At 68.1% G+C, this 24,729-nt stretch carries 23 protein-coding genes and 1 tRNA gene; 11 read left to right on the forward strand and 13 right to left on the reverse strand.

Annotated elements, in window-relative coordinates; genetic code table 11:
• Positions 1–25 precede the first annotated feature (25 nt).
• The 5 genes from ON30_RS35200 to ON30_RS35220 all read left to right on the forward strand — a co-directional run bounded on the left by ON30_RS35200 (position 26) and on the right by ON30_RS35220 (position 5,975).
• The gene (locus ON30_RS35200; RefSeq protein ID WP_040714786.1) at positions 26–1,804 is read left to right on the forward strand and encodes an acyl-CoA dehydrogenase family protein; all 1,779 of its coding nucleotides are present in this window, start codon (positions 26–28) and stop codon (positions 1,802–1,804) included.
• Positions 1,801–2,787 (forward strand): SAM-dependent methyltransferase, encoded by a 987-nt coding sequence (locus ON30_RS35205; RefSeq protein WP_040714788.1) that lies wholly within the window; start codon positions 1,801–1,803, stop codon positions 2,785–2,787. The genes ON30_RS35200 and ON30_RS35205 overlap by 4 nt, the downstream gene beginning before the upstream one ends.
• Positions 2,788–2,903: 116 nt before the next feature.
• On the forward strand, positions 2,904–3,092 hold the full coding sequence (locus ON30_RS35210) for a cold-shock protein (protein ID WP_040714947.1): 189 nt from the start codon (positions 2,904–2,906) through the stop codon (positions 3,090–3,092).
• Positions 3,093–3,351: 259 nt separating this feature from the next.
• Positions 3,352–5,310 carry a cytochrome P450 family protein gene (locus tag ON30_RS35215; RefSeq protein WP_040714790.1) on the forward strand — a complete coding sequence of 653 codons (1,959 nt, stop codon included), beginning with the start codon at positions 3,352–3,354 and terminating at the stop codon, positions 5,308–5,310.
• 164 nt (positions 5,311–5,474) lie between these two features.
• Entirely contained in the window at positions 5,475–5,975 is a 501-nt protein-coding gene (locus ON30_RS35220; RefSeq protein ID WP_157184081.1) for a helix-turn-helix domain-containing protein, read from the forward strand.
• A 271-nt stretch (positions 5,976–6,246) separates the two neighbouring features.
• Here ON30_RS35220 and ON30_RS35225 read toward each other — a convergent pair whose 3' ends face one another.
• Positions 6,247–7,002, reverse strand: a complete 756-nt coding sequence (locus ON30_RS35225) for a helix-turn-helix domain-containing protein (RefSeq protein WP_083911916.1) — start codon at positions 7,000–7,002, stop codon at positions 6,247–6,249.
• A gap of 245 nt (positions 7,003–7,247) precedes the next feature.
• Here ON30_RS35225 and ON30_RS35230 point away from each other — a divergent pair, with 245 nt between their 5' ends.
• The 3 genes from ON30_RS35230 (at position 7,248) to ON30_RS35245 (ending at position 9,973) form a co-directional block, all read left to right on the forward strand.
• Complete coding sequence (locus ON30_RS35230) at positions 7,248–8,285, forward strand: NAD-dependent epimerase/dehydratase family protein (protein WP_245554347.1); 1,038 nt, start codon at positions 7,248–7,250, stop codon at positions 8,283–8,285.
• Positions 8,286–8,661: 376 nt separating this feature from the next.
• On the forward strand, positions 8,662–8,991 hold the full coding sequence (locus ON30_RS35235; protein ID WP_157184082.1) for a hypothetical protein: 330 nt from the start codon (positions 8,662–8,664) through the stop codon (positions 8,989–8,991).
• Positions 8,992–9,682: 691 nt separating this feature from the next.
• Positions 9,683–9,973, forward strand: a complete 291-nt coding sequence (locus tag ON30_RS35245) for a hypothetical protein (protein ID WP_157184083.1) — start codon at positions 9,683–9,685, stop codon at positions 9,971–9,973.
• A 469-nt stretch (positions 9,974–10,442) separates the two neighbouring features.
• Here ON30_RS35245 and ON30_RS39965 read toward each other — a convergent pair whose 3' ends face one another.
• The 6 genes from ON30_RS39965 to ON30_RS35275 all read right to left on the reverse strand — a co-directional run bounded on the left by ON30_RS39965 (position 10,443) and on the right by ON30_RS35275 (position 16,594).
• On the reverse strand, positions 10,443–10,676 hold the full coding sequence (locus ON30_RS39965; protein WP_157184084.1) for a hypothetical protein: 234 nt from the start codon (positions 10,674–10,676) through the stop codon (positions 10,443–10,445).
• Positions 10,677–11,193: 517 nt separating this feature from the next.
• Positions 11,194–13,380, reverse strand: coding sequence for a hypothetical protein (locus ON30_RS35255; RefSeq protein ID WP_051030454.1), 2,187 nt, complete (start codon positions 13,378–13,380; stop codon positions 11,194–11,196).
• Positions 13,381–13,645: 265 nt separating this feature from the next.
• Positions 13,646–14,872, reverse strand: a complete 1,227-nt coding sequence (locus ON30_RS35260) for a hypothetical protein (protein ID WP_040714806.1) — start codon at positions 14,870–14,872, stop codon at positions 13,646–13,648.
• A complete protein-coding gene (locus tag ON30_RS35265; protein ID WP_051030473.1) occupies positions 14,869–15,942 on the reverse strand; it encodes a tyrosine-type recombinase/integrase in 1,074 nt (357 codons plus the stop codon). Before ON30_RS35265 ends, ON30_RS35260 begins: the two co-directional genes overlap by 4 nt.
• The gene (locus tag ON30_RS35270; protein WP_040714808.1) at positions 15,939–16,400 is read right to left on the reverse strand and encodes an AbrB/MazE/SpoVT family DNA-binding domain-containing protein; all 462 of its coding nucleotides are present in this window, start codon (positions 16,398–16,400) and stop codon (positions 15,939–15,941) included. The genes ON30_RS35265 and ON30_RS35270 overlap by 4 nt, the downstream gene beginning before the upstream one ends.
• Before the next feature lie 109 nt (positions 16,401–16,509).
• Positions 16,510–16,594, reverse strand: a tRNA-Leu gene (locus ON30_RS35275).
• Between the two features lie 215 nt (positions 16,595–16,809).
• On the opposite strand from ON30_RS35275, the gene ON30_RS35280 reads away from it, so the two are divergent.
• Together ON30_RS35280 and ON30_RS35285 are read left to right on the forward strand one after the other, a co-directional pair.
• Positions 16,810–17,895 (forward strand): NAD(P)-dependent alcohol dehydrogenase, encoded by a 1,086-nt coding sequence (locus ON30_RS35280; RefSeq protein ID WP_040714811.1) that lies wholly within the window; start codon positions 16,810–16,812, stop codon positions 17,893–17,895.
• Positions 17,892–18,164 (forward strand): helix-turn-helix domain-containing protein, encoded by a 273-nt coding sequence (locus ON30_RS35285; protein WP_157184085.1) that lies wholly within the window; start codon positions 17,892–17,894, stop codon positions 18,162–18,164. The genes ON30_RS35280 and ON30_RS35285 overlap by 4 nt, the downstream gene beginning before the upstream one ends.
• Before the next feature lie 14 nt (positions 18,165–18,178).
• Here ON30_RS35285 and ON30_RS35290 read toward each other — a convergent pair whose 3' ends face one another.
• From ON30_RS35290 to ON30_RS35310, 5 genes are all read right to left on the reverse strand, one after another.
• Entirely contained in the window at positions 18,179–19,390 is a 1,212-nt protein-coding gene (locus ON30_RS35290) for a globin domain-containing protein (protein WP_040714815.1), read from the reverse strand.
• On the reverse strand, positions 19,387–19,860 hold the full coding sequence (locus ON30_RS35295) for an RrF2 family transcriptional regulator (RefSeq protein WP_040714817.1): 474 nt from the start codon (positions 19,858–19,860) through the stop codon (positions 19,387–19,389). Before ON30_RS35295 ends, ON30_RS35290 begins: the two co-directional genes overlap by 4 nt.
• Positions 19,861–20,067: 207 nt before the next feature.
• Entirely contained in the window at positions 20,068–20,931 is an 864-nt protein-coding gene (locus ON30_RS35300) for an oxygenase MpaB family protein (RefSeq protein WP_040714819.1), read from the reverse strand.
• 154 nt (positions 20,932–21,085) lie between these two features.
• Positions 21,086–21,346 (reverse strand): hypothetical protein, encoded by a 261-nt coding sequence (locus ON30_RS35305; RefSeq protein ID WP_040714821.1) that lies wholly within the window; start codon positions 21,344–21,346, stop codon positions 21,086–21,088.
• A gap of 377 nt (positions 21,347–21,723) precedes the next feature.
• Positions 21,724–22,323 carry a DUF47 domain-containing protein gene (locus ON30_RS35310; RefSeq protein ID WP_040714823.1) on the reverse strand — a complete coding sequence of 200 codons (600 nt, stop codon included), beginning with the start codon at positions 22,321–22,323 and terminating at the stop codon, positions 21,724–21,726.
• A 633-nt stretch (positions 22,324–22,956) separates the two neighbouring features.
• Here ON30_RS35310 and ON30_RS35315 point away from each other — a divergent pair.
• On the forward strand, positions 22,957–23,298 hold the full coding sequence (locus ON30_RS35315; RefSeq protein ID WP_040714825.1) for a hypothetical protein: 342 nt from the start codon (positions 22,957–22,959) through the stop codon (positions 23,296–23,298).
• A 41-nt stretch (positions 23,299–23,339) separates the two neighbouring features.
• Here ON30_RS35315 and ON30_RS35320 read toward each other — a convergent pair whose 3' ends face one another.
• Positions 23,340–24,569 carry a globin domain-containing protein gene (locus ON30_RS35320; protein ID WP_040714827.1) on the reverse strand — a complete coding sequence of 410 codons (1,230 nt, stop codon included), beginning with the start codon at positions 24,567–24,569 and terminating at the stop codon, positions 23,340–23,342.
• Positions 24,570–24,729: the final 160 nt, after the last annotated feature.

A 24,729-nucleotide genomic window follows, 5' to 3' on the forward strand; every position in this document is an offset into this window, starting at 1 on the left:
GCTTTCATTGATCGAAAGGTCGACCTTGTCTGCCACATCGCTTCCCTCGCCGCTCACCGCGCTGCACCGTGTCGTCTTCGGTGACCGTCTCGACCTGCACCTACGGGTCCGTCACGTCGTCGCCGCTCTCGGCGACGACTACCGGCCCGAGGTCTCCCACATAGAGCAGGTCCGCGCCGCCGCGCCGCTGCTGCGACGGGTGATCGCCGCGCTGGACGCACCGAGTTCGGGCATCGCCGCCGACGTACACCTGCGCGGCGCGCTCTGCGCGTGGGCCGCGATCGCCGCCCCGCGGCTGCTGCCGGTGCTCACCGGGCACCTCGACCTCGCGATCGGCCTGCTGAGGTCGTTCGGCGACGACAGCGTTTACCAACGCGAGTTGCTCGCCGACCTCGACACCGGTGCCGCGATCGGCGTGCTGGCGTTGACCGAACTCGGCGGCACCAACGGTGCCAACCAACAGACCAGTGCCGTGTGGGACCCCGACAACGACGAATTCGTGCTCTCGACCCCCGATACAGCGGCGACGAAGTTCATGCCCAACATCGCCGACCCCGAGATAGCGAAGGTCGTCGTGGTCACCGCGCGACTGCGCGTTCAGGGCCGCGACGTCGGCGTGGTCCCGTTCGTGTTCCGGCCCCGGACCCGCGACGGCCACCCAGTCGAGGGCCTGCGGATCACCGCGCTTCCCGAGAAAGGTGGCACGGCAATGGATCACGCCGCGATCGAATTCGATGGTCTGCGACTGCCGAGGCAGGCGCTGCTGGCCTCGGAGTTGATCGAGATCGACGACCACGGCGGCCTACGCACCGTGGTCGAGGACCCGCGGCGACGTCTGCAAGCGATACTCGGTGTACTCGACGACGGCCGCGTGGACCTGGCCGACGCGGCCGCGGCCACCGCGCGCGCCGCGGTGGCCGGCCTGGTCCGCTACTCCGGCGACCGCCGCATCGGCGCCACCTCGATGCGCGAGCACGACAACGTCCACGCCGACATCGACCGCAGCCTGGCCGCCACGTACGCGATCACCGCGCTCGCACGCCAGGTCCGTGACCTGCACGCCACCCGGCCCGTGGGGGACCGGGAACGCGCCGTCTGGGCGATGCTGACCAAAGCCCTGCTGTCGGCGACCGCGATCGAGGTCACCACCACCTGCGCCGAACGACTCGGCGCGCAGGGCACGCTACGCGCCAACCTGTATCCGGACTGGCTCAGCGCGCTGCGTTCGCTCGCGGTCGCCGAGGGCGAGACCCGCGTCCTCCTCCTGGCCGCCGCGACCGACCCCGACATCGACCCCAGCACGCTCAGCCTGCCCGGCACCCTCAACCCTCGAAAGCCGGGCGCGATGCTGCCGTGGTGGCTGGCCTCGCTCGTCGAGCGCGAACGCCGACTCCGCAACCTCGTGCGCGGCGCGGCCGCCACCGATGCGCGACCCGACGAACGCACCGTGCTCGACTACGCGCGCTCGGTCGCCGAACGCGCCGCGGTGTGCGCGTTGTGGGCCGACGCCGCAGCCGCCACCGACCCCCAAGCCACCGACCTGCTCGAAGCGATGACCTTCCACTACGCGGCCGGCCTCATCCAAACCCACGCGGCCTGGTACCTCGCCGAAGGACTGCTCACCCGACGCTGGGCCACCGCCCTCACCACCTACCGCGACAACCAACATCCCTTACTGTGTCGCCACTACGACCCCCTCGTCGAAGCCTTCGCCCTCCCGCCACTGCCCTCACCGGTACACATCGGCTACCTCGACGCCTGGCAGCGCTACCTCACCCCCGAACCCGACGGCGCGACCGGATGAACCGCTCCTACCTGCCCGCGACCCCCACCGGCCCCGGCGAACAGATCCCGGCGGACCTGCTGTGCATCCACGGTCTACCCACCCGGATCCGTTGTGGGCGTTGTCATCCCACCACGGAAGTACTCGCCCAGTTGTCCCCGCAGCGGGTCCTGAACGGTCTGCTGTGCGGGTTCGACTGCCCCGCCGAATCCCAGGAGGTCGTCACCGTCCTGCACCAACGCGCACCAGCGTTCGCACCCGCTGTGCGCGCCGCCGACCTGGTACGGCGGCGCGCCGTCGCCACACTCGTCTCACGCAGTCCCTGGGTCGGCGGCGTGCTCGAACTCGGCGCGGGATTTCCCGACGAGCACGACAACTACGTCGAGATCCAGGCGCGACTGGCGGGGCTGGCGATGGTCCGCGTCCAACACGATCCGGTCATCGCCGCGCACGGACGCGCGCTGCTCGAGACCAGCCCGGCCAGCCGGTACTGGCACGCCGATCACACCGACCCCACCGTGGCCACCGCCGCGATCGCACACTTCGGGCGCACCCCGATCGTGGTCGATCTGGCACCTCTGCTGCTCGAAAGCATCACTGATGCAGCAGAATACGTACGCGCCGCGATCTCGGTTCTGGCCTCGGGATCATATGTGGTCCTCACCCACCTCTCGGCCGACCACGATCCCGCCACCGCCGAGGCCGCCGCCCGGACCTACAGCGACACCGAACATCGTCATACCGCCGGGGGTGCCACCGACCCCGCGCACCGCTTCGCCCTGCATCCCCGCACCGCAGCGCAGATCACCGCGATGCTGACCGGCGCCGACCCGCTCGGGCCCGGCCTCGCCCTGGTGGGCGATCTGATCAGCGCCGACGACGCCGCCGAAGTCCACAGCCGACGACCCCCCGGCGCGAACCCGCCTCCCGCCGACAGGCGGCACACCGCCTCTACCGCGGCTCCTCTGACCTGCTGCTACGCGGCGATAGCGAGAATCTCATGACCACACCCCGCCCCCAGTTCTCTGCACCGATGTCCGCCGCCGGCACCCCCGATCGCCGCCGCGCATCTGTCCCATCAACCGACACGCCCCTCGACGATGACACCGAGAAGGGCACCGTGAGGTGGTTCGACGCCGACAAGGGCTACGGATTCATTCGCCGCGACCGCACCGGCGACGACGTCTTCGTCCACCACGCGGAGATCGTCTCGGACGGGTACCGGGCGCTCAGCGCGGCGCAACGCGTCCGGTTTCACGTCCACTCGGGCTCCAAGGGGCTGCGATCCACGCGAGTCGAACCGCTGTGAGCACCGCCACCGACACGGCTCCCAACGAGCAGGCCCGCCTACCGCCGGCACTCACACGCAGAACACGCCCGCCGTATCGGTGGGGCGGACACATCCGTACCGGCACAGACACTTTCGACCGCGACTGCTACCGCGTCGCGGGTCTCGACTCACCACGTACCCGGGAGCACCGATGAACGAACCCTCAACGCCGAAACTTGCCCCGCAGCCCGCAGTCCGACTCCCCACAGAAGCCGTCTCGCCGCATGAAGGCGCCGCGATGGTGCGGATCAAGCTGCCCGGGGACGTCGCGGCGTGGGTGCTGACCGATCCGACGCTCATCGGGCAGGTGCTCGCCGGCGGACCGTTCTCGAAACACCTGCGATCGCACCTGCCATCTGCGTCCGGCCTGCCGGCCGGACGCGAGGTGAGCGCCGACGGCGCAGCCGAGCGCCGCCGCCTGGCCGGCGTTGTCGAGCGCGCGCTCGACGTGGGCCTTTTCGAGGGGATGGCAGGCCACCGTGAGGTGGCGCTTCATCGTGTGTGCGACCGACTCGCCCTGCTCTCATCGGCCGAAATCGTCGACCTGCGCGAGCAATTCGCTGTCACAAGCGCGATTCAGGCGGTCCGCCTGCTACTGGGGGCCACCGGCGAGCACGCTGAGGTGCTGGGGGAGTGCGTAGGCGCGCTGCTGAACCCCGCCGGCGGCTGCACCCAGACCATCGCCGACGACACACCCAGGCTCGATCGGCTGGTCGAAGCCGTGCGGGCGCTGGTCGCCGACAAACGCGCTGACCCGACCGACGGCGACCTCACCACCGCCCTGCTGGCTACCCACTACGCCGGGGAACTCACCGAGCATGCCGTGACTGCCGCTCTCGTCGCGGTCATCGTTGCGACCGCGCCAATGACTACCCACATCATCACCGCCGCGCTCGACGATCTGTTGACCCGCCCCGGCCGGCGCAGGGCAGCGCTGTACGGCGACCTTTCCTGGTCGGAGCTGATCGAGGACGCACTGCGTCGACGACCCCTGCCGATTCAACTGCTCGCGAGAGTCACCACCGAAGCGGTGACTCTCGGCGACGCCGCGCTCGCCGCCGGCGAACTCATCCTGCTCTGGCCGGACCGCGACGCCGATGCCCCCGCGTACAGCGTGAAGCCCGGGGCCACCGATCCGGACCAGCATCCCCAAGCCCCCGGGGACTGGGATCCGTTCCGTCGCATGGGGAAGTCGCTGGCACGACGTTACGCCCGTGAGGTGATCCCCACCTTCGCGCGACGCTTCCCCGACATGGCACCGGCCTCTGCCGACCGCGGTGGCGCGCACGTCGCGGCGGCGGCGCGGCTGGGTCGTGGCGAGCCTTCGACGCTGACCGCCACCCTCACCGACGGACCACGCCGAGGGTTCCGTTTGGCGTGGTGGGGGCACCCAGTTGCCGAGGTGATCGGGGTCGCGTCCGATCTGTACCGCTGGAGCGACGACATCACCTGCCGACAGTGCGCGCCCGTCATCGATCGCACCGAGCTGCGTACGACGATGGTCTACCGCGTCCACGACCCGGCCATCCCCTGGTACGTCACAGTGGAGATCCACCGCTGCCAGGACGGCCACGCCCGCATGATCATCCGACCCACCGCCACGGTGATCCGCCTCGCCCGCGACCACGACGCGGGCCCCGACCCCGAGGATCCGCAGACACGGCTGTTCTGGGTCGCCGTCGACGCCGCGGACGGCAGCCACCGCACCCTGGTGCGCGCACGCCACATCGACGACCATCTGCACTGCGCGGGGTGCGATCGCTGCTACGGGCGCGCCACCGCCGAGATCCTCGACAACGACATCCCAGACTGGCTCCACCCCCTCACCATCGACTGGTGCGATCACTGCGTCACCACGACACTGTCGGTGTACACCGAGCACGGCCCCGGAGTCACCGACGCCCACCTCCCCTCACCGCCCACCGGCCGGGCCGACGGTGACAGCATCGCGCTCCCGCGCCTGACCGACCGTCTCGCCGCCCACGCCGACCTCGAACCGGACAGTGCGAGCTACCGCGCGAAACTCGCGGCCGACCTGATCGAATGCGCCGAGACCGGAAACGTCAGCGCGGATCTGGCCGTCTTGTTCGAGGCGTTCGACCACGATCTCCGCGACTACAGCCGAACGAGAGGCCACGCTCCGGGCCAGACCGGTACGGGCGACAGCCCTGTGCTCGACGTGCCCGAACGGCCATGACCCATCCCGTACAACGAATTCTCCAGGCTCGCAATCCGTGTGCGCAGGCCCGATGAGTACCAGGTCCGATCCGTCGGGCGAGCCTTCCCGGTCCGAGCGGTCACATCGAAAGCGACATCGACACGAGGGAGACGGAGTAACGGGCAGCCGCCGGGGGAGTGATCGTGGCGGGGCGTAGCGGCGGCGTGGGATCGACCGAGGACTGGGAGCGCCTGGGAGAGCGGGTAGTTGCCCGCAGGCATGCATTGGGTATGTTGACCCGTAACGCGTTTGCCGAGTTGAGCGGGCTCAGCTACCGAGTGCTCGGCGACATCGAACGAGGCGACCGCCCTGTGTCGAGCGGGACGTTGAGCCAACTCGAACAGTACCTCGGTTGGAGCGCGGGCAGCGCGCGAACGATCTTGCACGGCGGCGAACCCACACCGACCGAACAACTGGAACTCGACAAACAACTGGCCTACTGGATGAACGCGCTGAGCGAGGCGTACGCGGCGACCGCCGAGCTGGCGCAGTCCGGCCAAACCCGCGCGTCCCAGCGCCTGATCCGAGCCCTGAACAGACTCAGCGAATCGCTGACCGCGTACTCAGCGGCGGCGGGGGGCAATGTCAGAACAAACCCAGGCATGGCGAGCCTGGAAGCTCGACCTCAACACGGTACGCAGTAGATACGGCGTTACCGGGCCCGAGACCTCCGCGGGCTCGGTCAGGGATTCGATGTCGGGGGGCCTGCCGCATCCCGTAGTCATAATCGAGCATTGCGCCGATGCATCGTGCCAGGGCCAGCCTTGATCTCGGCTCCGTGCACGAGTCGGAAATCCACGCTCTCTCAGCGAAATTAGCGCATGGGCGCTCGCTTGTGAGCTGGAACACTGATCGACAAGGGTTGCCGCAATCTTGGCTGCAAAGGCGTGGCTGGCATGTGTATCGCCGCATCGGTTAGTCAACCGGATGGAAGGTCATATACCATGTCGAACGCTGGTGCGGGAACAGCATGGTAGTAATGTTCCTGTACCAGGTTTGTTCTTCGTTGGTATATCGGTCCCGAGTGGTCACGGTTGTGGTGTGCTCCAGTAGTTTGCTGGGGGGTATCCGACGTTTGTACATCGTTGTGAATTCCAGCGAAGTGCTGAGCTTCGATAGCATTTCATCGAACTTTTCTCGAGTCATCAGAGCAGGGGCGAGGCAGTGGAAAGCGCTGGAGAACAACTGCGCCTGTGTCTCCCAGTCCACCACAACGTACTTCGCCCGCGGATCCAGTAGCTGGTAATACAACACATTACCGACCTCTTCTATTCCGGGAAAGAGGTCGTAGAACTGTTGATTCGCGGCTACGACATTGAACGTCGCTGGGCGATGGATGCACGCGGGGTGGCGCAGGCTGTCCAACATGGCCAGATCTTGTTTTTCCACCTCGAAAGTTTCGTCGGCAAGAATTCTTGCCTGTACCTCGAAGGGTTGGTCGCTAAGCGACATCAGGTAGTCTTGAGCCAGTGGAAATATGTCCAATGCATCGAATATCTGACGGAGAACCTGCGGAGTTCCTTGTCGGACCTGCCGCTCGATCAATTGGACAGTCGATAAAGAGGTATGCGCCAGATCGGCGAGTTCCTGCTGTGTGTAACCTGCATTCTCGCGATGCATGCGGATGACTTCGCCGATGCGAACTAATCTCTGTGCCCCCGATGTAGACATGCGCAACAACCTACCGGCCCTTCGTGCCCTGTCAAGTTGGGCGATATGTGACCGGAAGTGGCCGACCAGCGGCTTCTCGGCGCCCTATACCACAAATCCTCGTGGCTGGACCCGTACAAATTGTGCGGCTTTCTGATTCGCGTAGAGCGTGCCGTCAGGGTTTAGTTGATGCATACGTCGAGTGAGACGCACGCCGGGGCACGGCGTCGTGGACGTGAGGGAGTGAAGTGAATAGACGAGTCTTGGTGACGGGGGCGACAGGGTTTGTGGCGGGTCACGTTATCGGTGACCTGTTCGGCCAGGGCTACGAGGTTCGGGCGACAGTGCGCGACCTCGATGACATCGGCGCCCACCGCCACCTACACGCCATGGCGGCGGACGCACGAGCGAAACTGGAATTGGTACACGCCGACCTGGGAAGCGACGCTGGCTGGGACGACGCAGCCGCAGACTGCGAGTTCGTGTTGCATATCGCATCCCCACTGCCCATCAGCCATGATCCGACCGGGCTGGTCCGCGTCGCCGTGGACGGCACACGCCGGGTATTGCAGGCGGCTGCTCGCGCCTCGACTGTCCGCAGGGTCGTCCTCACCTCCTCGACGTTGGCGATCGACGCGTGTCCAGCGCGGCCTGACGGGGTGTTGACCGAGCAGGATTGGTCTGAGACGGATGCCGGGGAGCCGTACGCGCGGGGCAAGACCTTGGCCGAACTCGAAGCGTGGAAGTTCGTGCGCGCCTTACCGCCTGACCGCGGGCTCGAACTCGCGACGATACTGCCCGGCAATGTGTTGGGCCCCTTGCAGCGGCCGGCCGAGGTCACTTCGCAGATGGTGATCCGTCGGCTCCTGACCGGAGCAGTGCCTGGCCTCCTTCGTATCGGCTGGGCACCGGTCGACGTCCGCGATCTCGCGATAGGACACCGGCTAGCGATGGAAACCCCTGCTGCCGCAGGCAATCGCTATGTGTTCGCCGGCCCGCACCTGTGGATGAGCGAGATCGCCGAGATCCTGGCCGACGAGTTCGGCGCGCAGGGCTATCGCATGCCGCGAAGGACGCTGCCGGACTGGACAGTCAGACTAGCCGCTCGCTTCGACGACGGTCTGGCGCTGGCCGTTCCGACTCTTGGACAGACCACCCGGATCACTAGCCTGCGCGTCGAGCAGGATTTGGGCCTGACGCTGCGACCTGCCCGAGAGACCGTCATGGACACGGCAGCCAGCCTTATCGAGTTCGGTGTAGTTCCGGCGCGACCGCCCCGTAGGCGACTGGCGGCCGTCATCTAGTTGCGCCACACCCCGGCCACATCCGTGCAGTACTCGCTCTCGTGAAATGGCCGCCGTCGACCGCTGCATGCGACCTTCGAGAGCGGAGTGTGAACACCTCGACGAAAGCATCGCTTTCTCCATCGGTGCGCACGCGCCCGCTTACTCAACATCCGACCACTCGCGCCCGGGTGATCGACGCCCCCGTCCGGGTGCTCGTCGAAATCGATCGACAACCGAGATACTGAGAATGGCATTCTCAGGACACGCCCGTTCCGCCCCCGGCTGTCAGCCTGCGTGGGAAGCGCACCACGCCACCCGTCCGGGCTGCGTTCGCAGCTCACCGACCCCCGACTGAAGAAGGCGCCGAGTGGCCGATCTCCCTGGGCTGGAGTGGTTGACCGTCGGCGCGACGGTCGCCTACATCACCGGCGGGCATCGCAGCGAAACCGTCCACGCCGCGACGGTGGACCGGATCGGTAGGCGCGATGTCGTGGTGACGGTCGACGGTCGTAGACAGCGGTTCAACATCGGCAACACCACGCAGCGCGGCGAGGTGAGGTGGTTGTCGCGGCGCGTCGACAGCTGGAGCCAGGACACCTACCTTGCATCCTTGGACGATCCCCGCGTCGCCGCCATACGGGCGGTGCGCACAGAGTCCGACGCCGCGCGTGCTCTGCATGCCGCGGTCGACACCTATCTGGAAATCGTGGATGAAGCGAAATGAACCTGACAGAGCATGACGGTCCGGACGGGGTTGACTCGGTTGAGATCGCCGGGTTCCAGTGGGTGTCCAAGGACGGCGCGAGGGGCGTGCTCGTCGTCAGTGAGTCACCGAAGTGGCTCGGCGATCGGATGTTTCGGGTTCGGGGGACGCGTGGGTCCGGGTGTGAGCGTTCGCTCTCCTATCCCGGCCTGCTCCGCAAATACAAGCGGGTCGAACAGCGCCCCGGGGAGACTGTGGGTTAACGGCGCTCACCGGGGTCGATGAGCCCGCTCGAAGCGTCCAAGACTCCCCTTCGCGAATGGTCCGAGTCCGGCGCGCGACGTCGCGGAGTAGATCATCGCTCAGCCAGCTCATGGGCCGGTGCGTTGTGCGCGCGCTTGCGGGGCGCGGTCGCCGGTCAACGGCCGACGTAGGCGAGCCGGTGCGAGAAGATCGTTTCCTCAGAAGGAGTTTGGCGTGCTCAGACCCCGTGTTCGAGTCCGGCTCGCGGGTAGTCCCCGGCGATGGTCGGCTCGTTGTGAGATCCCGCGGGCGGTGGCTGAAAGTGGCGTTCGGTGCCCCCTATCGTGGGATAGTGCCACGCAAACGCCCGATTCCGGAGCCTTGGGCCTCGGTGATGAGTCCGATGAACATCGATAGCCGCAGCGAGCTCGCCGACCGCGCCAGCCTGCACCCTACGACAGTCAGTCGGATGATCGACGACCCTGAACATCTCCCGGCCCTGGGCACTCTGCGCGCCGTCGCCCAGACACTTCGGCTAGATGTCCGCGATGTCGCCTACTGGTGCGGGCTGTCGATGGAGTTGGACGAAACCTACGACCCGCCACCGGAGTCTGCGCGGCTGAGCCGTCCGCAACGCACGCTGGTCAACGACTTCATCCGGGCACTCGCCGAAACCAACCGTCACCCCAGGCCGACGGTGACGGTGTCGGGGCTCCGGCGCCACTTCCCCGCCGCCGAGGAGAAGAACCCGACGGCGTGATAGGTGGGTGACCGCGGCCCGCACGGCTGGGCGGTCGGCAGCGACCTGTCCGCACTGTGTAACCGGCAGGGGACGGTCGACTGTGCGAGAGTGGCGAGCGCAACTCGATGCGTAGCGCTGTCGACATCGAACTGCATGTCCAATGTCTCTGTGGCGCGGCAGGTCTCGCGATATCCGGTTGGCGTCGACGAGGTTGCTGCTGTTCGTCGGCAGGTGCGACAGTCCGCAGGGATTCGGTGACCGCAGAGTGCCGCCGCGGTCTTCGACACCCGTATGGTGCTCGGGTTCTGCTCGATGGGGCGGCCGCGTAGTGAGCAGGGGCGCGAGAACGGCGATCGCGGCTACTAGGGCTTCGGCGAGCGCGGTGAGCGTCGAGCCGGCGCCCAGTGGTGCAACGGGCGTTGGATCCGGCCGTGCACGAACTCGCGGCGATCGGCGCCGAGTGCGTTCTACGAACTGTGATCCTGAACTACGTCAGCGTCGGGGCTTCACGCGCGTGGTCGGGGAACTGCCACTGTTGGGTGAATCCGTTGTCGGGTGTCCAGGGGTCGGTGCCGTCGGGGAGTTGGATGGAGTCGAGGTCGATGATGTGGTCGTTGGTGGCGTCCAGCGCCGGGCAGTGACGGAACGCGGTGGGCGCGCACGGTGTGCGGTGTAGTGGGGCTGAGGTCAGTGCCCAGCCGTGGTGGTCGATGATGGCCACGGAGTCCTCAGAGGTGGTGGGTGTTCCGCAGAGCTGGCAGAGCATGTCGCGCTGGCACTCGAGGAGTCGTTGTTCGTGTATGAGTCGGTAGTGGGGTCCGTGTTCGGTGACGACGGTGATCCAGGGAATGGGTTGGCGGGCGTGGACGGGGCGTGGCCATCCGGCTGGGTTGCGGTCGGTGCCGGTTTCGTCGACGAGTATGTCGATGCTGTGCCCCGGGTCGGGCGAGCAGGTATCGGTGGTGCAGTAGGTGGTTCCGGTGTGCGGGTCCAGGCGCAGAGGAGCGCGGCAGCTTCGGCATGGAAATTCGGTGAGTAGAAGCGAGAGGTCCGGTGGATTCATGGGCCGACTTTCGCGGTCGAGGTACTGAATGGCTGGCCGTCCGGGAGCGGTGGGCGGTTCGGAGTTGGTGTGGCGTCGGGGAAATCGGATTCGAGCCTTGTCGGTGAGATGATGCTCGATCGGGGTGATGTAGGTGGGTTCGGCCGCGGGTGCGTCTCGAGCGTCGCGACGGCTGTCATCCCCCTCTGACGTCGAGCGAGTGGATTCGGCGCCGATGTTCGTTGGCTGTCTCGGGGGTACCGACCACGGCCGCGCCGTCGTCGGCTGCCGACACAGTGGACAGATTCGCCTGGGTGTGTGGTTGGCGTTCCGACGCTTGCGTCTCGCTGTTCACCGCGGGTTCTCGGCGGGCCCTGTTCGTCGGATTTGTTTGCACGACCACGATCGATGCGCGTGATCCTGCACGGCTGGGTGTCTTTCCGAAGACGGGAGAGGTTCTGCGCTGACCGGGTGGGCCGCTGAATCCAGGATGCGGGGCGTCGGTCGGTCGGCGCGGCGAGTTCGCGCGTCGTTGGCGACGGCTGGTCGGGACTGGTGCGCGCAGGTCGGGTGGTGTGCGCACGGTGAGCCAGCTCATCCATGCTGCTCGTTCGCGGCGGTGGCGTGCGATCGTGTCTTGTCGGAGGGCCGGTAGTCCGTGGGCGCGCGCGATGTCGTCCAGGGTCCGGCTGCCCGTGCACACGGTGGTGCGTGTGTGGCGGAGCAGTCCGATGGTGGTCAGGGCGGCGAGTGCGTTGTAGCCGGCGGTGCGTCCGAGTGCCGTGGTCGCTATCGCCTCGCCCGCGGTGGTGGTCGAGGTGTCGACGATGTTCTCGTAGAGGCGTCGACGGGACAGGCCGACGATCCGCCACGCCGGGTGGACGGGCTCGATGCGGGTGCGCGCGATCCGAGTGTGGTCGATGGTGATCGGCCGGTCGGCGAGGCGGGGGAGTGTGAGGGCGTAGCGGTCTGCGAACGGGCCGGTGGCCGCGCGTATGCGTTGGATCGGGGCGCCGGGGAGGTCGCGGATCTCGCGCAGGGCCTGCCAGAGGGTGGTTTCGGGCATGGAGCCGGCCACGAGGGACAGTGAGCGGCCGCCGAATTCGATGATGGGTGTGCCGCGGTGGATGTCGGGTTTGCGGGTGCTGGCGTAGGCGAGGGCCTGGAGGACGGCGTGGGCGGTCCAGCGTTTGGGCGAGTTGGGCCAGTGGGCGTCTGCCCAGGTGGTGGCCGCTGCGAGCCAGCGGCGTTGGCGGGCGTGGTTGGTGGGTGCCCACCCCCCTGTGTGCTCTTTGTACTTGTGCGCGGACGGTAGGAATTCTCGGGCGTTGCGGGATATCCACCGGCAGGCGCTGTTCCAATCGCGTCGCATCGCTGTTTGGCGGCGGGTTCCGTAGCGGTCGTAGGCGGTGGCCAGGCCGGTCCAGGTGCCGCCGTGGTCGGGTAACTGGGCGAGTAGGTCGGTGTAGCTGTAGCCGCGGTGCGCGACGGCGGTGAGCACGGATTGGCGGGCCGCGGATCGGTCCAGGCGACCGTTGTGCGCGCGCCACCGTGCCGACGGTGCGCGACCCTCGCGCGCGAAGTCGAGCACCGCCGAGGGAATCGGCGAGACGCGGCGAAACCGCGCGCGCAATCGCGCGTGGTCTTCGGATCCCTCCCAGATCCGGGCATCGAAGAAATGGGTGTCCGCGCTGGTGGGCGACAGTGTGCGCGGGGTGCGCGCGACCGCGCGCGGTGCGCCGACCTCGCGCGCGGCCCGCCAACCGGTGCCGGTGTGGAGGCCGAGAGCGTGGCTGAGTTCGGCCCAGAAGGCGGGGCGGGAGCGGGTGGTGAGGGCTCGGACGGCGTCGTCGAGGGTGCCGTCGTCGAGGACGCGGAATCCACCGTCGCGGCAGCGGGATCCGGGTGGGGTGATGGCGCCGGTGCGGTCGTTGAGCATCGCGGTGATGTCGAGGGTGGGCAGTCTGGCGGCCAGGGCCCGCAGGACGGGTTCGATCTCCGCTCGGGTCAGGGGCGCCCCGTCGGCGAGCGGGACGAGGATGTGGCGGCCGCCGCTGGTGGAGCGGTCGGTGATCGCGGCGGCTCCGCACGCGCGGAGCAGGCGGAGGCAGTTGGCGACGTCGCGGTCGACGGCGGCGCTGGTGTGGCCGTTTTTGGCGTCGAAGTCCAGGACCAGCAGCCTGGTTCGGCGGTGTTGATAGATCGGCACGGCCGCCGGCTGGTCGGGCAGCTTGCGGGTCAGACACCGCCCGCGGTCGGCGTAGCGCGCGGGCGTGGCATCGGGATCCCACAGCCGCATCGAGCGTCGCGCGGCGAGCAGGGGAGCCAGTGTCGCGAACACCCGGCGCGCGGTCTCGGTGTGCGGATCGACGGTGTCCCGCACGGACCCGCCGGCCTCCGGTGTCGGTCGCTCGCAGCGCCCATTTCTACTCTCGATGCCGGTTGATCCGGGTTTCGGACATGGGTTACCCTCGGAGGTGCCAGTCATGGACAGCCTTCGTGTTGTCTGATGTGAAATCTCAGCTGCAACTGAGGTTTCGGAATATTGGTTCTTGGTTCTGTCGGACCAAATCTCGGTACCCGAGGCGGGTGCGATCCCTTACGGCCGGATCGCACCCGCACCGACCGTCACCGGTCTCGGGGATTTTCTAGGCGGTCGTCTGGTCGGTCACCACCTCCAATCGTGTCGGCGTTTTGGGGAATCCGAACTCCACCGCGCGGCCGACGATCCGATCGACGGTCGAGCGCGACCACGTGACCCCGGTCCCGGCGGTCATCGCGGTGGTGATGGCGTTGACGTTCATCCCTGTCGAAGCGAAGGTGAGGATCTCGACGATCTCGCCCTCGGTCTTCTCGCTGCGCCCGGCCGCGAGCATCTGGCGCACGATGCGCCGCAACATCTCATCCGGAATCACATCGTCGAATTCCTCGGAGCCCTCACCTGCCGCCCCGCGCTCGACCGCCCCCGACGGTGGATCCTCGACGCCACCACCGCCGGCGGCTACAGCCGCGCGCCACGAGCGCTCTTCCAGCAATGGTGTCTCGGCCGAGGTTGTCTCGATGTCGGTGAGATCTGCTCGGTCGCCGCCGACCTGGTCGATGAGTTCGGCGTAGCGGCTGGTGAGCCACGCGTGCAGCCACATCAGCACGACCACCATGACCGGGGCGACCGAATACTCCGCCGCGCGACCGTAGTCGCCGCCGACCAGGTGTGGCCCGCAGTTCAACGCGACGGTGCCGGTCAGCAGCGCGGCCTCGAAGAACAGGATCTTGCGGCGGTCGACGCGCTGCCCGAGTCGGGCCGCGGTGGCGGCCTGGGCCATGATCTCGAGGATGGGCACCGAGATCATGGCCTCGATCCCGAACGAGAGCGCCCACAGCATCCACCAGGTCGGTCCCTGATCGATGCCGGCGGGTGTGAGGTTGCGGCCGACGTTGACCGCCGACCACAGCAACCCGACTCCCATGACGCACCGCAACAGCAACGATGAGCGCTTGGCCCGATGGTGCAACGCTCCGACCAGTGCATCGGGATTGGTCGCGCGGGCACGGTCGGCGCGCGCGTTCGCCAGCCACCGCGACTGGCGCGCGTCTCGGCGTCGCAGACTGGCCGCCGCGCGCTGTCCGCGCCGTGCTTCGGTGAGTTCGCCGCGAACCGCACGCTTGCGTTGACGTCGTCGCTGGGCTCGCTCCCATCGGGCCAACTGCTGTTCGGCCTCGATCTCGGCTGAGGTCATGGCTTCGTACAGTTCGGGAGCGCTCTGCAACGGGACGACGGCTTGGGCTAGTCGCGCCTGCCGGGCCAGGACCGTGGGGTCGATCGTCGACGGGCGTCGACGGGCGTCGTCGCGTTCGTCGCCGGGAGGTGTGGTCATCGGACATCATCCAGATCTGTGGGGACGAGGGGCTCGTCGGGCCTGGGAGGGTCGCCCGCTAGCGGATGGGGTTCACCGGTCATGTAGGACAGGGCGACGGCGACTTCCTCGATCGTGGCGACGGTGTACAGAGCGGTGACGCCATTGCCGGTCACGCTGTGTCGGGCGTAGGCGGCGGCGACGGCGGTGCCGAAGTGTCGTTCGACCCAGGTCGTGGTGGTGTGGCGCAGCCAGTGAATCGAGATTCCGTGTTGGCGGACCCAGGGCAGGTGTCTGCCCACCCGCACGAATAGGCCGTCGTAGTGCCGGCGGGTGATCGGTCGGCCGCGTCGGTTGCGCAGCAACTGGCCGTCGTGGGGCGCGCCGCGTCGGCGTGCGTGTCCCAGTAACGCTTTCATCAGGGTCGGGGAGACAGGATGCCAGAAGTAGGTGTCGCCCTTCTCGCGGAAGAGCACCAGTGATTGGCCCGGGTCGAGGTCCATCGGGCGCAGTGCCAGGGCGCCGCCGCGACGGCAGGCGGTCTCGATGTGCAGCCGCAGCAGCAGGTTGTCCAACTCCGGATCGCGCCCGGTGCTCGCGGCGACGCGAATCAGTTCGGCCAGGCGGGGCTCTTGGAGGGCGCGCCGCTGGCCGCGGCGCTGGCGAGGACGTCGCAGTCGAGTGGTCGGGTTGTCACGCGGATCGAGGACCTTGTTGTCCTCGGCGTGGCGGTAGAGCCTGCGCAGCGCTTCCACGACGTGGCGGACCACGTCGTGGCCGCCACGGTCGTTGCGGCGTATAAGCCGGGCGCGCCTGATGGCTTCGCACAGATCGGCCAGATCCTGAGTGGTCGGTTCGTCGAGACGCTTGTCCGACCACCCCGGTTGGGCGAGGATCTTCCGCCAGTAGGTGTGCAGGTGCTCGCGGGTGCGACCGCCGGGGATCGACTCCAACACCCGCGGGATGTAGTCGCCGAAGGTGACAGCGCTCGCGACGGTCTCGCGTTCCGCGGCGAGATCTTCGACGCTGACCTCGAGGCGGTCCATCATCATCCGGACCGCCGCGACGTCGCCCTCGGTTCCCGCCCTCATCGGACCGGCCACAGGCCGAAGGGGCGCGCCAGGAGCGCATCGAGCAGTCGGGGCGGGTAGATGATCAGCAGACCGCTGGCGGGGTCGGCGGCGATGAACAGTTGGTCGCCGACTTCCACGCCGACGGCGCGGCGCGCGGCGACGGGCACCGTCAGCCGACCGAGGTTGGTGGCGGTGCGGCCGGGACCGATCTCGTTGCGGCTGACAACGATAAGCCCGCCCACGACCAACCACGACAGCGACTCTCCATCACGCCACCCCATGTCGGCGCTGATGATCGAGATGCTGGCGTAACCGTTCTCGTGGACCGGACGAATCGCGTAGATCACCGTCCGCTCCGGCAGTTGCTCGACATTCGCCAAAGGCAGCCGAGGGACACCGGATGCGCCCGCCGGACCGCGGCGGGGATCGAGATCGCGTGAGGACGGGATCAGCGGAGGGAGCAGGTCATCGTCCACCGGAGTCACCCCCGTCGACGCGAGGACGCGAGTAGGAGGAGTCGGGGAGACGATGCGTGTCCAGAACATGCCCGGACACGGGTTCGAGAGCATACGTGCGGTGGTTTTGTGTCCGGAGGGGGACTTGAACCCCCACGCCCGATAAAGGGCACTAGCACCTCAAGCTAGCGCGTCTGCCATTCCGCCACCCGGACAAGGTGTGTTGTTCTCGTGTGTCGCAGGGGACTTCGTGGTGTCTCCGGCGATTTGGAATCTTAGACACAGGGTGGCCAGGAATGCCAATCGGCCTGTTCCGGGGTGGTGGGGGTGGTCGGAGGGGCGGGGGTGGGATAGTCTTCTGGTCGACTGTTCGGACAAGTGTCCGGGATTGGCTCGTTCGAGATGGCTCGGCGTGGCGGTAGGAGGACTGGTGCGGGTTACCGCTGCGGTTTCGCGTGGGGTGGGGGAGCCCATGGCGGTCGAGACGTTGGAGATGCGGGAGCCTCGGGGCGACGAGGTGGTGGTGCGGGTGGTGGCCTCGGGGGTGTGCCATACCGATTGGACTACGCGCAAGAGTTTTCCGGCGGGGTTGCCGATCGTGTTGGGGCACGAGGGGGCCGGGGTGGTCGAGCGGGTCGGGCAGGACGTGTCGGGGATCTCGGTGGGGGATCGGGTGCTGATGACCTATCAGAGTTGTGGGGTGTGCGCGGAGTGTTCGGCCGGGGTGCCGGGGTACTGCGCGGACTGGGCGATGTTGAATGCCGGGCGGTTCGGGGCGGACTCGCCGTTGCGGGCGGGGGACGAACCGGTGACGGGTGCGTTCTTCGGGCAGTCGAGTTTCGCCTCGCATGTGCTCGCGACCGCGCGCAATGTCGTGGTGGTGGACGAGGATGTCGATCTGGTGCGGGCGGCGGCGTTCGGGTGTGCGGTGCAGACCGGGGCGGGGGCGGTCACGGAGGTGTTGCGGCCCGATTCGGCGTCGGTGTTGGCGATCTTCGGGGCCGGCGGGGTGGGGATGTCGGCACTGCTGGCGGCGCGGGCGATCGGGGTGGGAACCGTTGTCGCGGTGGATGTGTCGCCGGAGCGGTTGCTGTTGGCGCGGGAGTTGGGGGCCGATGTGGTGGTCGACGGGAACGATCCGGATGTGGCGGGGCGGATCTCGGCGTTGGGGAAGGGCGGGGCGACGCACGCGCTGGACACGACCGGACTGGCCGGGGTGATGAAGACGGCGATCGAGGCGTTGGCCCCGCGCGGGGTGCTGACGTTGGTCGGGTTGGGGGAATCGCCGGTGCCGGTGGAGGTTTCGGCGCTGATCGGTCGCGGGAAGACGTTGCGGGGGTGCATCGAGGGGGATGTCGATCCGCAGGTGTTCCTGCCTCGACTGGTGCGGTGGCAGCGGGAGGGGAAGCTGCCGATGCGGCGGCTCGTGCGGGAGTATCCGCTGGAACGGGTCGACGACGCGATGGCCGACGCCGCGTCCGGTGCGGTCGTGAAGCCGGTCATCGTCTTGCCGTGAACCGGGCGACGACGGATCGGTGCGCGGACGCGGGGCTCGTGAAATCGCTGTATTCGCAGGAGCATCTGCGGTTCTGCGCGGTGATGCGCAGGCTGCGGGTGGACAGCGGACTCACGCAGAGCGAGTTGGCCGCGCGCCTGGGCAAGCCGCAGTCGTTCGTCAGCAAGTACGAGACCGGCGAGCGACGGTTGGACGTGGCCGAGGCGCGGGCGGTCGCCGCCGCGCTCGGGACGAGCCTGCGGGAGGTCGTCGCGGAGCTCGGCTGGTGAGTGGTGCGGCCGGCTCAGCCCTCGCGCCAGTCCGTCGGGGTGAACTGCTCGATATGGACGCGCGCAGCCGGAATTCCCCTGTCGCGCAGGGTCGCGCGCACCGCGTCGAGGAACGGGAGCGGACCGCAGACGTAGATGTCGGAGTCCGCGGGTAGGGTCAGCGCGGACAGGTCGAGGGGGCCCGCGTGGGTTCCCGGGGTGGGTTCGTCGTACCAGAGTTCGAGGGTCGCCGCGGTGAGTCGGCGGCTCAGGTCGAGATGGCGTGCGCGCAGGGGGTGGGTGATGGGCGAGCGGTCGGCGTGGGCGATGGTGACCGGTCGGTGCGGGGCGGTCGCGGCGAGGTGTTCGAGGATGCCGATCATCGGGGTCGCGCCGATGCCCGCGGAGAGCAGGACGAGCGGGGTGTCGGCGGTGGTGTCCAGGGTGATGTCGCCGAAGGGGTGGCTGATCTCCAGGGTGTCGCCGACGGCTACGCCGGTGTGCAGGAAGGTCGACACTTCGCCCGCGGGCGCGGCGTCGCGGTCGTCGACGCGTTTGACGGCGAACTCCAGCACACCGCTGCCGGGCGCGCCGAGCAGGCTGTACTGGCGGATCTGGCGGGCGCCGTCGGGAAGGGTGACACGCACCGAGACATACTGGCCCGCAAGGAAATCGGGGAGGGGGTCGGCGGTCACGGTGAAGACGGTCACCTCGGGGGTGTCCTCGGCGCGCGCGGTGACGGTCGCGGGGCGGAACACGGTGTCCGGGGTGGTGCCCGAGTCGCGGTAGAGGCGTCGCTCGAGGTCGATGAGGGTGTCGGCCATCAGCCAGTAGACGCGGTCCCAGGCGGCGGCCACCGGCGGGGTGACGGTGTCGGCGCCGAGGACTTCGACGATGGCGGCGAACAGTTCGTCGTGCACGAGGCCGTACTGCTCGGGGGCGATGCCGAGGGAGGCGTGCTTGTGGCCGATGCGGGCCAACATCCCGGCGGGGTGCGGCAGGTCGGGGTCGACCAGGTGGGTGGCGAAGAAGGCGATGGAGGCGGCCAGGGCGCGCGGTTGGGTGCCCTCGGCCTGATTGCCGCGGTTGAACAGGTCGCGGATCAGCGCCGGGTGGTCGGCGAAGAGCGTGCGGTAGAAGACGGTGGTGATCTCGTCGATGCGCGCGCCGATCAACGGCAGGGTGGCGCGGACGATCTCGGCGTGTTCGGGCTCGAGTTCGGTGCCGCCACGGGTCGCTGTGGTCATCGCACGGTCCTTTCATCCAGGGTTTCGCTCGCCGGTGACACGGCGAGCAGACGCAGCAGTCCCGAGGTCGGTCCGGTGACCAACTCCGCGAGGGTGTAGCGGTCGAGTTCGCGATAGAAGGCTTCCTCGGCGTCGGCGAGCACCCGGCGCAGTCGGCAACCGCCGATGAGCGGGCACGCGGGTTCGCCCGCGCATTCGACCACCGCGCGTCCGCCTTCGAGTTCGCGGATGAGCGCGCCCACCGAGACCGCACGGCCCGCGGGGGTGATGAACAGTCCGCCGGTGCGGCCGCGCTGGGCTTCGACCAGGCCGAGGTCGACCAGTTTCGACACCGCGCGGGCGACGTGCTGTTCGGAGACGCCGACCTGGTGCGCGATCAGACGGGTGGTCACCCGTGGGTCGGTTTCGCGGTTCACCGCCAGACGCATGATGGTCCGCAGACCGATGTCGGTGAACCTGGACAACTGCATGGGATCGACGCTACCGAGCGGTCTGTTGCCGTGACGGCCACGCGGACGTGGCGTTAATTACGCACCGACGTGCGGTTTTTCGGTCTGCGATGATGTTCGGAAAGGTGATGTGGGCCACTGTGTACTCGTTGTGCTGTCGAGGGATGCGGACTTCGAAACGGCGACGCGCCCGCACGGCGGGTGGCGTGCGGGCGCGCGTCGATAGCGTCAGATGAGCGATTTGCCCTGTGCTCGTCGCTCGCGCATGTCCGCGAGGTAGGTCTCGAAGGGGTACAGCCGCACCGATTCCGGCATCTTGGAGATGATCAGGCCGATGGTGCGCATGATCCGCTCGAACAGCCGCTGCCGCCGCGGACTCCAGCGCAGGCCGAGCTGATCGCGGAACGCCTGCGGCAGGAATCCGGTGCTGAAGAAGCGGTTCACGGGCGCGAAGGCGATCTGCGCGAAGCGCGGGTACGGTCCGAGCTCGATGACCTGCTCGATCAGGTACTTCTTGACCTCGTCGTCGAGGGAGAGTTCCTTCTCCATCTCCGCCCAGTACGCCTCGAAGGCGGCGCGGTCGGCGGGCCACATCTCCTGCGGCACCTGCAAGGTGGTGCCGAAGCGGGCGGCTTCCCGGTAGTGGTCCTCGGTGGTCGCTTCGTCCATGGGGCCGAACAGCAACGTCAGCGAGTCGACGCTGCCCTGGTAGAGGCAGGCCGCGACCCAGAGCTGGAGCTTGGGGTCGAAGGCGTTGTACTTGATCGGGCTGTCCGGCTTGGTGCGGACCTGCCGGTGCGCGGTGTTGACGGCCTCGCGGAAAGCCGCGCGGTCCTCGTCGGTGCCGATCATGGCGACCGCGAGGTAGGTCAGGGTGGTGCGGCCGCGCTTGTTCGGACGCAGGTCGTAGCGTCCGCTGTCCACGCTGCTCTCGATCACGCCGCGTCCGACCGGCGCGTGGCTCAGCTGCATGACCACGTTGGCGGGCCCGCCGAGCAGGGCGGCCGGACCGGCCAGGTACTTGCGTCGCCGCTCGAGGTCGGCGGCGTCGTCCGGATCGCGCGGCGGCACGGTGCGGAGGGGACGAGTCATGCGCTACTCCGTGAGTCGTTGAGAGAAATGTACATACATAGTCTCAGACCCGTGTCCGGCCTGCAACCACCGATGACCTGCTGATCTGCCGGTACGGGAGATCAACAAGTTGATGTGGATTCTCAGGTGGCGGTCGCCGCCGCGCGAGGTGGACTCAGTAGGTGACGCGCGAGCGGCCCTCGTGGACCACCGGCGGTTCGCCGCTCATCGTGGTCACGGCCGCGGGGCCGGACCAGCCGCACGGCGTGCCGCAGGTGGCCACGACCGCGGACTCGGTGGTGCCGTCGCGATAGGTGGTGACGTGCACGGCGGCCGTGGCGGGATAGCCGCAGTCGTGGCATTTGCCGAAGTAGTTGACGATCTCGTGGATGTGGACGCGGGACACCACTTTGGGTGTGTCGCTGGTGATGCTCATCGGAGGGCCGTTCGTTTCTGGGGTTGGCCGTGGGGGCGGTGCGGGTCGCGGACCGGCGGTTTCGGTGGCGCGGCCCGTTGTGTGCCACGTCACGTGCTGGAACCGTGCATAACTTACGCCATTGTCGGGCGGTGTGCGGAGGTTTGGCGATCGGGTTTGCTGGCGGTCTACGGCGACGCCGCTGGGTGCGGCGGCGATCTGGCTACGCGCGCTACCGGAATCGCCCTGCGTAGGGCCGTTGGACACCGTAAGAGCAGCGCGGGCGCGCGGGTGGGCGTCGAGTTCGGAATTGATTGCCCGCGAACCCGGGTAGTGCAGGATTCAAGTTCGCCGGACAGCGGAAGTAGATGGAACTGTGAGTAACATGCCAGCTCGTCTCACGGCGATTCGGTGCGTTCTCCCGCGCGGGCGTCGGCGGCCACGACCGTAGCGCTGCGGCCGACCGCGCACAGCGCCCGCACGGTTTCCGACAACTGGTCGTGGACTTCGTTGACCGCGGGATCCGACGGTTCGGCGGGCAGGGTGGGCGCGCGGTTCGCGAGTCGGTCGAGTTCGCCGGTCGAGGCGATGAAGCGCCGTGGCTCGGCGATGTCGGTGAGCGCGGTGGCGGCCAGGCGGGCGCAGTCCACGACGGTGTCGATCAGCGCGCGGGTCTCGGGCGGCAGTCTCGTCAGGGTGTGGATGTCGGCCAGCACGGCGGCGGTGCGCATGTGGTCGAGGGCCGCGGCGAGGGTGTTGGCGACCCGGTAGAGGTTCGCGCGCTCGTGCGCGGTGAGCGCGGCGCTGTCCAGATCGTTGAGCAGGCGGTGGGTGAGTTCGTCGCCCGCGTGCTCGAGCAGGCGGACCCGCTCGCGCACCGAGGTGGGATCGGCGGGGCGGGAGGCGAGTTCGCGCAGGATCGAGGCGGCCTCGAGGGTGGCGGTCGCGGCGGTCCTGAGGTAGATCAGACTCGGCAGCATCGCGGGCGCGACGAACATGACTCGATCCTTTCCCCGTCGGTCCGCCGACCGGGGTGGCGGTGCGGTGATCCTCTCCGTGCCGGTCGACCTATGTTTCCCACCATTCTCTCACCCCGATTCCTACGTCCGTGGCGGATCGATGGACGAGTGACGGTGATTTCGATCGAAACAGCGATGTTTCATCATGCCGCACGAGGGCGGGCATGGCGTGGCGGGCTGAAAGTTAATTGATCTTCCGGGGGTGTGTCGAAGGGGAGTCGGCGTGGGAGCGTATCGGTGGTCGCAGCTCGGCACATCGTCGGCAAATGCGCGGCGGCACATCGGGAGCCGAAGGTGTCGAGCGGGGGGCGGCCGCGGGCGACAGGCGGATCGGCAATCGGCGAATGGAACGTCGTACGAGTCCGTACCGCCTCTGCGTCGCGGAGCTGGGGCGACGGTGCCGAGTGTCAATATGTTATTAAGAATTCCTCGAATGTAGTCCTGGTGAAAGCTGGTTTTCGCGCACCATGTGAATGTATATTCTGGTGGTCTCGATCGGGTGGCGCGGAGCCGATATCCGGGCGACCGAGGCGCTCGGCGCGGGCCATCCGGTCACGGTCGGCACAGTCCGACCGGTGGCACTCTCGTGGCAACGACGCAGAAAGGTGCGCTATGACACCGGCCTCCGCGGCACTCGCGGAAGCCACCGCAGCAGGATCGGCCAGTGCCGCAGCAACCGTCCCGGCTCCCGAGCCGCGACCCGGTGACTTCCCGAAACAACTCCGGCACATCCGCGTCCGGGTCGGAACGCTGACGCTGGACTACATCGCCTCGGCCGCGCAGGCCGACGATGTCGCCCGGATCCTGAGGACCTGTCACGCCGAACTCGAGGTGACGGTGGTCGTAGACGACGAGATCCGAGCCGATCTTCCCTCGCTGCCGTGCTCGAAACTGTGGGACGGTCCGCCGTGCCAGGCGAAACGAGGCGGGGGCGAACGGATTCGCGCGACCTGAGTCGACCGGGCCGCACCGGCGGGGCGCGGCCCGGTCCGTGCTCACGCCGAGAGGTGGCGCCAATCCACCGGCGTGAACTGCTCGCAGTCGATGTGGTCGTCGGGGACCGCGATGCCGCGCAGTTCCTTGCGCATCGTGCGCAGGAATTCCGGTGAGCCGCACAGGTAGTAGTCGGCGTCGGCGGGGAGATCGAGGAGGGTGAGGTCGAGGGCGCCCTGCCGCGACCCCGGGGTGGGTTGGGTGTACCAGAGCGCGAGCGTCGCGGCGGGCAGGCGTTCGGCGAGATCGCGCTGCCGGGTGCGCAAGGCGTGCGTGGTGGGGGAGCGGTCGGCGTGGGCGATGGTGACGGGTCGCCGCGGGGAGTTGGCCGCGATGTGCTCGAGAATCCCGATCATCGGGGTGATGCCGATGCCCGCCGACAGCAGCACCAGGGGAGTGGTGGCCTCGGTGTCGATGGTGGTGTGGCCGAACGGGTGGGTGAATTCGACGGTGTCGCCGGGGACGAGATTGTCGTGCAGCCATGTGGACACCTCGCCCGCCGGATGCGGCGGCCGCACCTGACGGCGTTTGACCGCGAATTCGAGCGTGCCGCCGCCGGGTGCGTTGACCAGGCTGTACTGCCGGATCTGCCGCGCCCCGTCGGCCAGTGTGACGCGCACCGAGATGTATTGGCCGGGAAGGAAATCGGGCGTCGGGGTGGCGGCGTCGGCGGATTCCACGGTGTAGATCGCGACGTCGGGGGTGTCCTGCACGCGTGCGGTGACCAGTCCCGGGCGGAAGGGGTCGTTGGGTTCGGTGCCGGTGCTCGAGTACAAGTCGATCTCTCGCTCGATGAGCGTGGTGGCGAGCAGTTGGTAGACGTGATCCCAGGCGGTGGCGACTTGCGGGGTGACGGTGTCGGCGCCGAGGACCTCCACGATCGCGTCGAACAGGTGCCGGTGCACGACGGCGTACTGGTCGACGGTGACGCCGAGGGAGGCGTGTTTGTGGGCGATGCGCGCGAGCATCGAGGCCGGACGCGGGGTGGCGGGGTCGACCAGGTGGGTCGCGAAGGCGGCGATGGAGGCCGCGAGCGCGCGCGGTTGGTCGCCGTCGGCTTGGTCGGCGCGATTGAACAGGTCGCGTTCGAGATCGGGGTGGTGCTGGAAGAGGCGGCGGTAGAACACGGTGCTGATCTCGTCGACGTGCGCGCCGACCAACGGCAGGGTGGCGCGGACGATCTCGGCGTGTTCGGGTCGGAGGTCGGCGTCGTTGCCGGGGGCGAGGGACATCGCTGATTTCCTTCCACTCCACGCGATCGCCGGTCCGGGGGCGCGCGGGGGCCGCACAGGGTCACCGATCGGCTGCGGTCGGCGCGGCGCTCATGGGGGTGGGTACGGCGAGCTTTGGAGAGCGATTTTCTGGTTACATATTCTCGATAACTGCCATGTA

Source organism: Nocardia takedensis NBRC 100417 (assembly GCF_000308695.1).
Classification (GTDB): domain Bacteria; phylum Actinomycetota; class Actinomycetes; order Mycobacteriales; family Mycobacteriaceae; genus Nocardia; species Nocardia takedensis.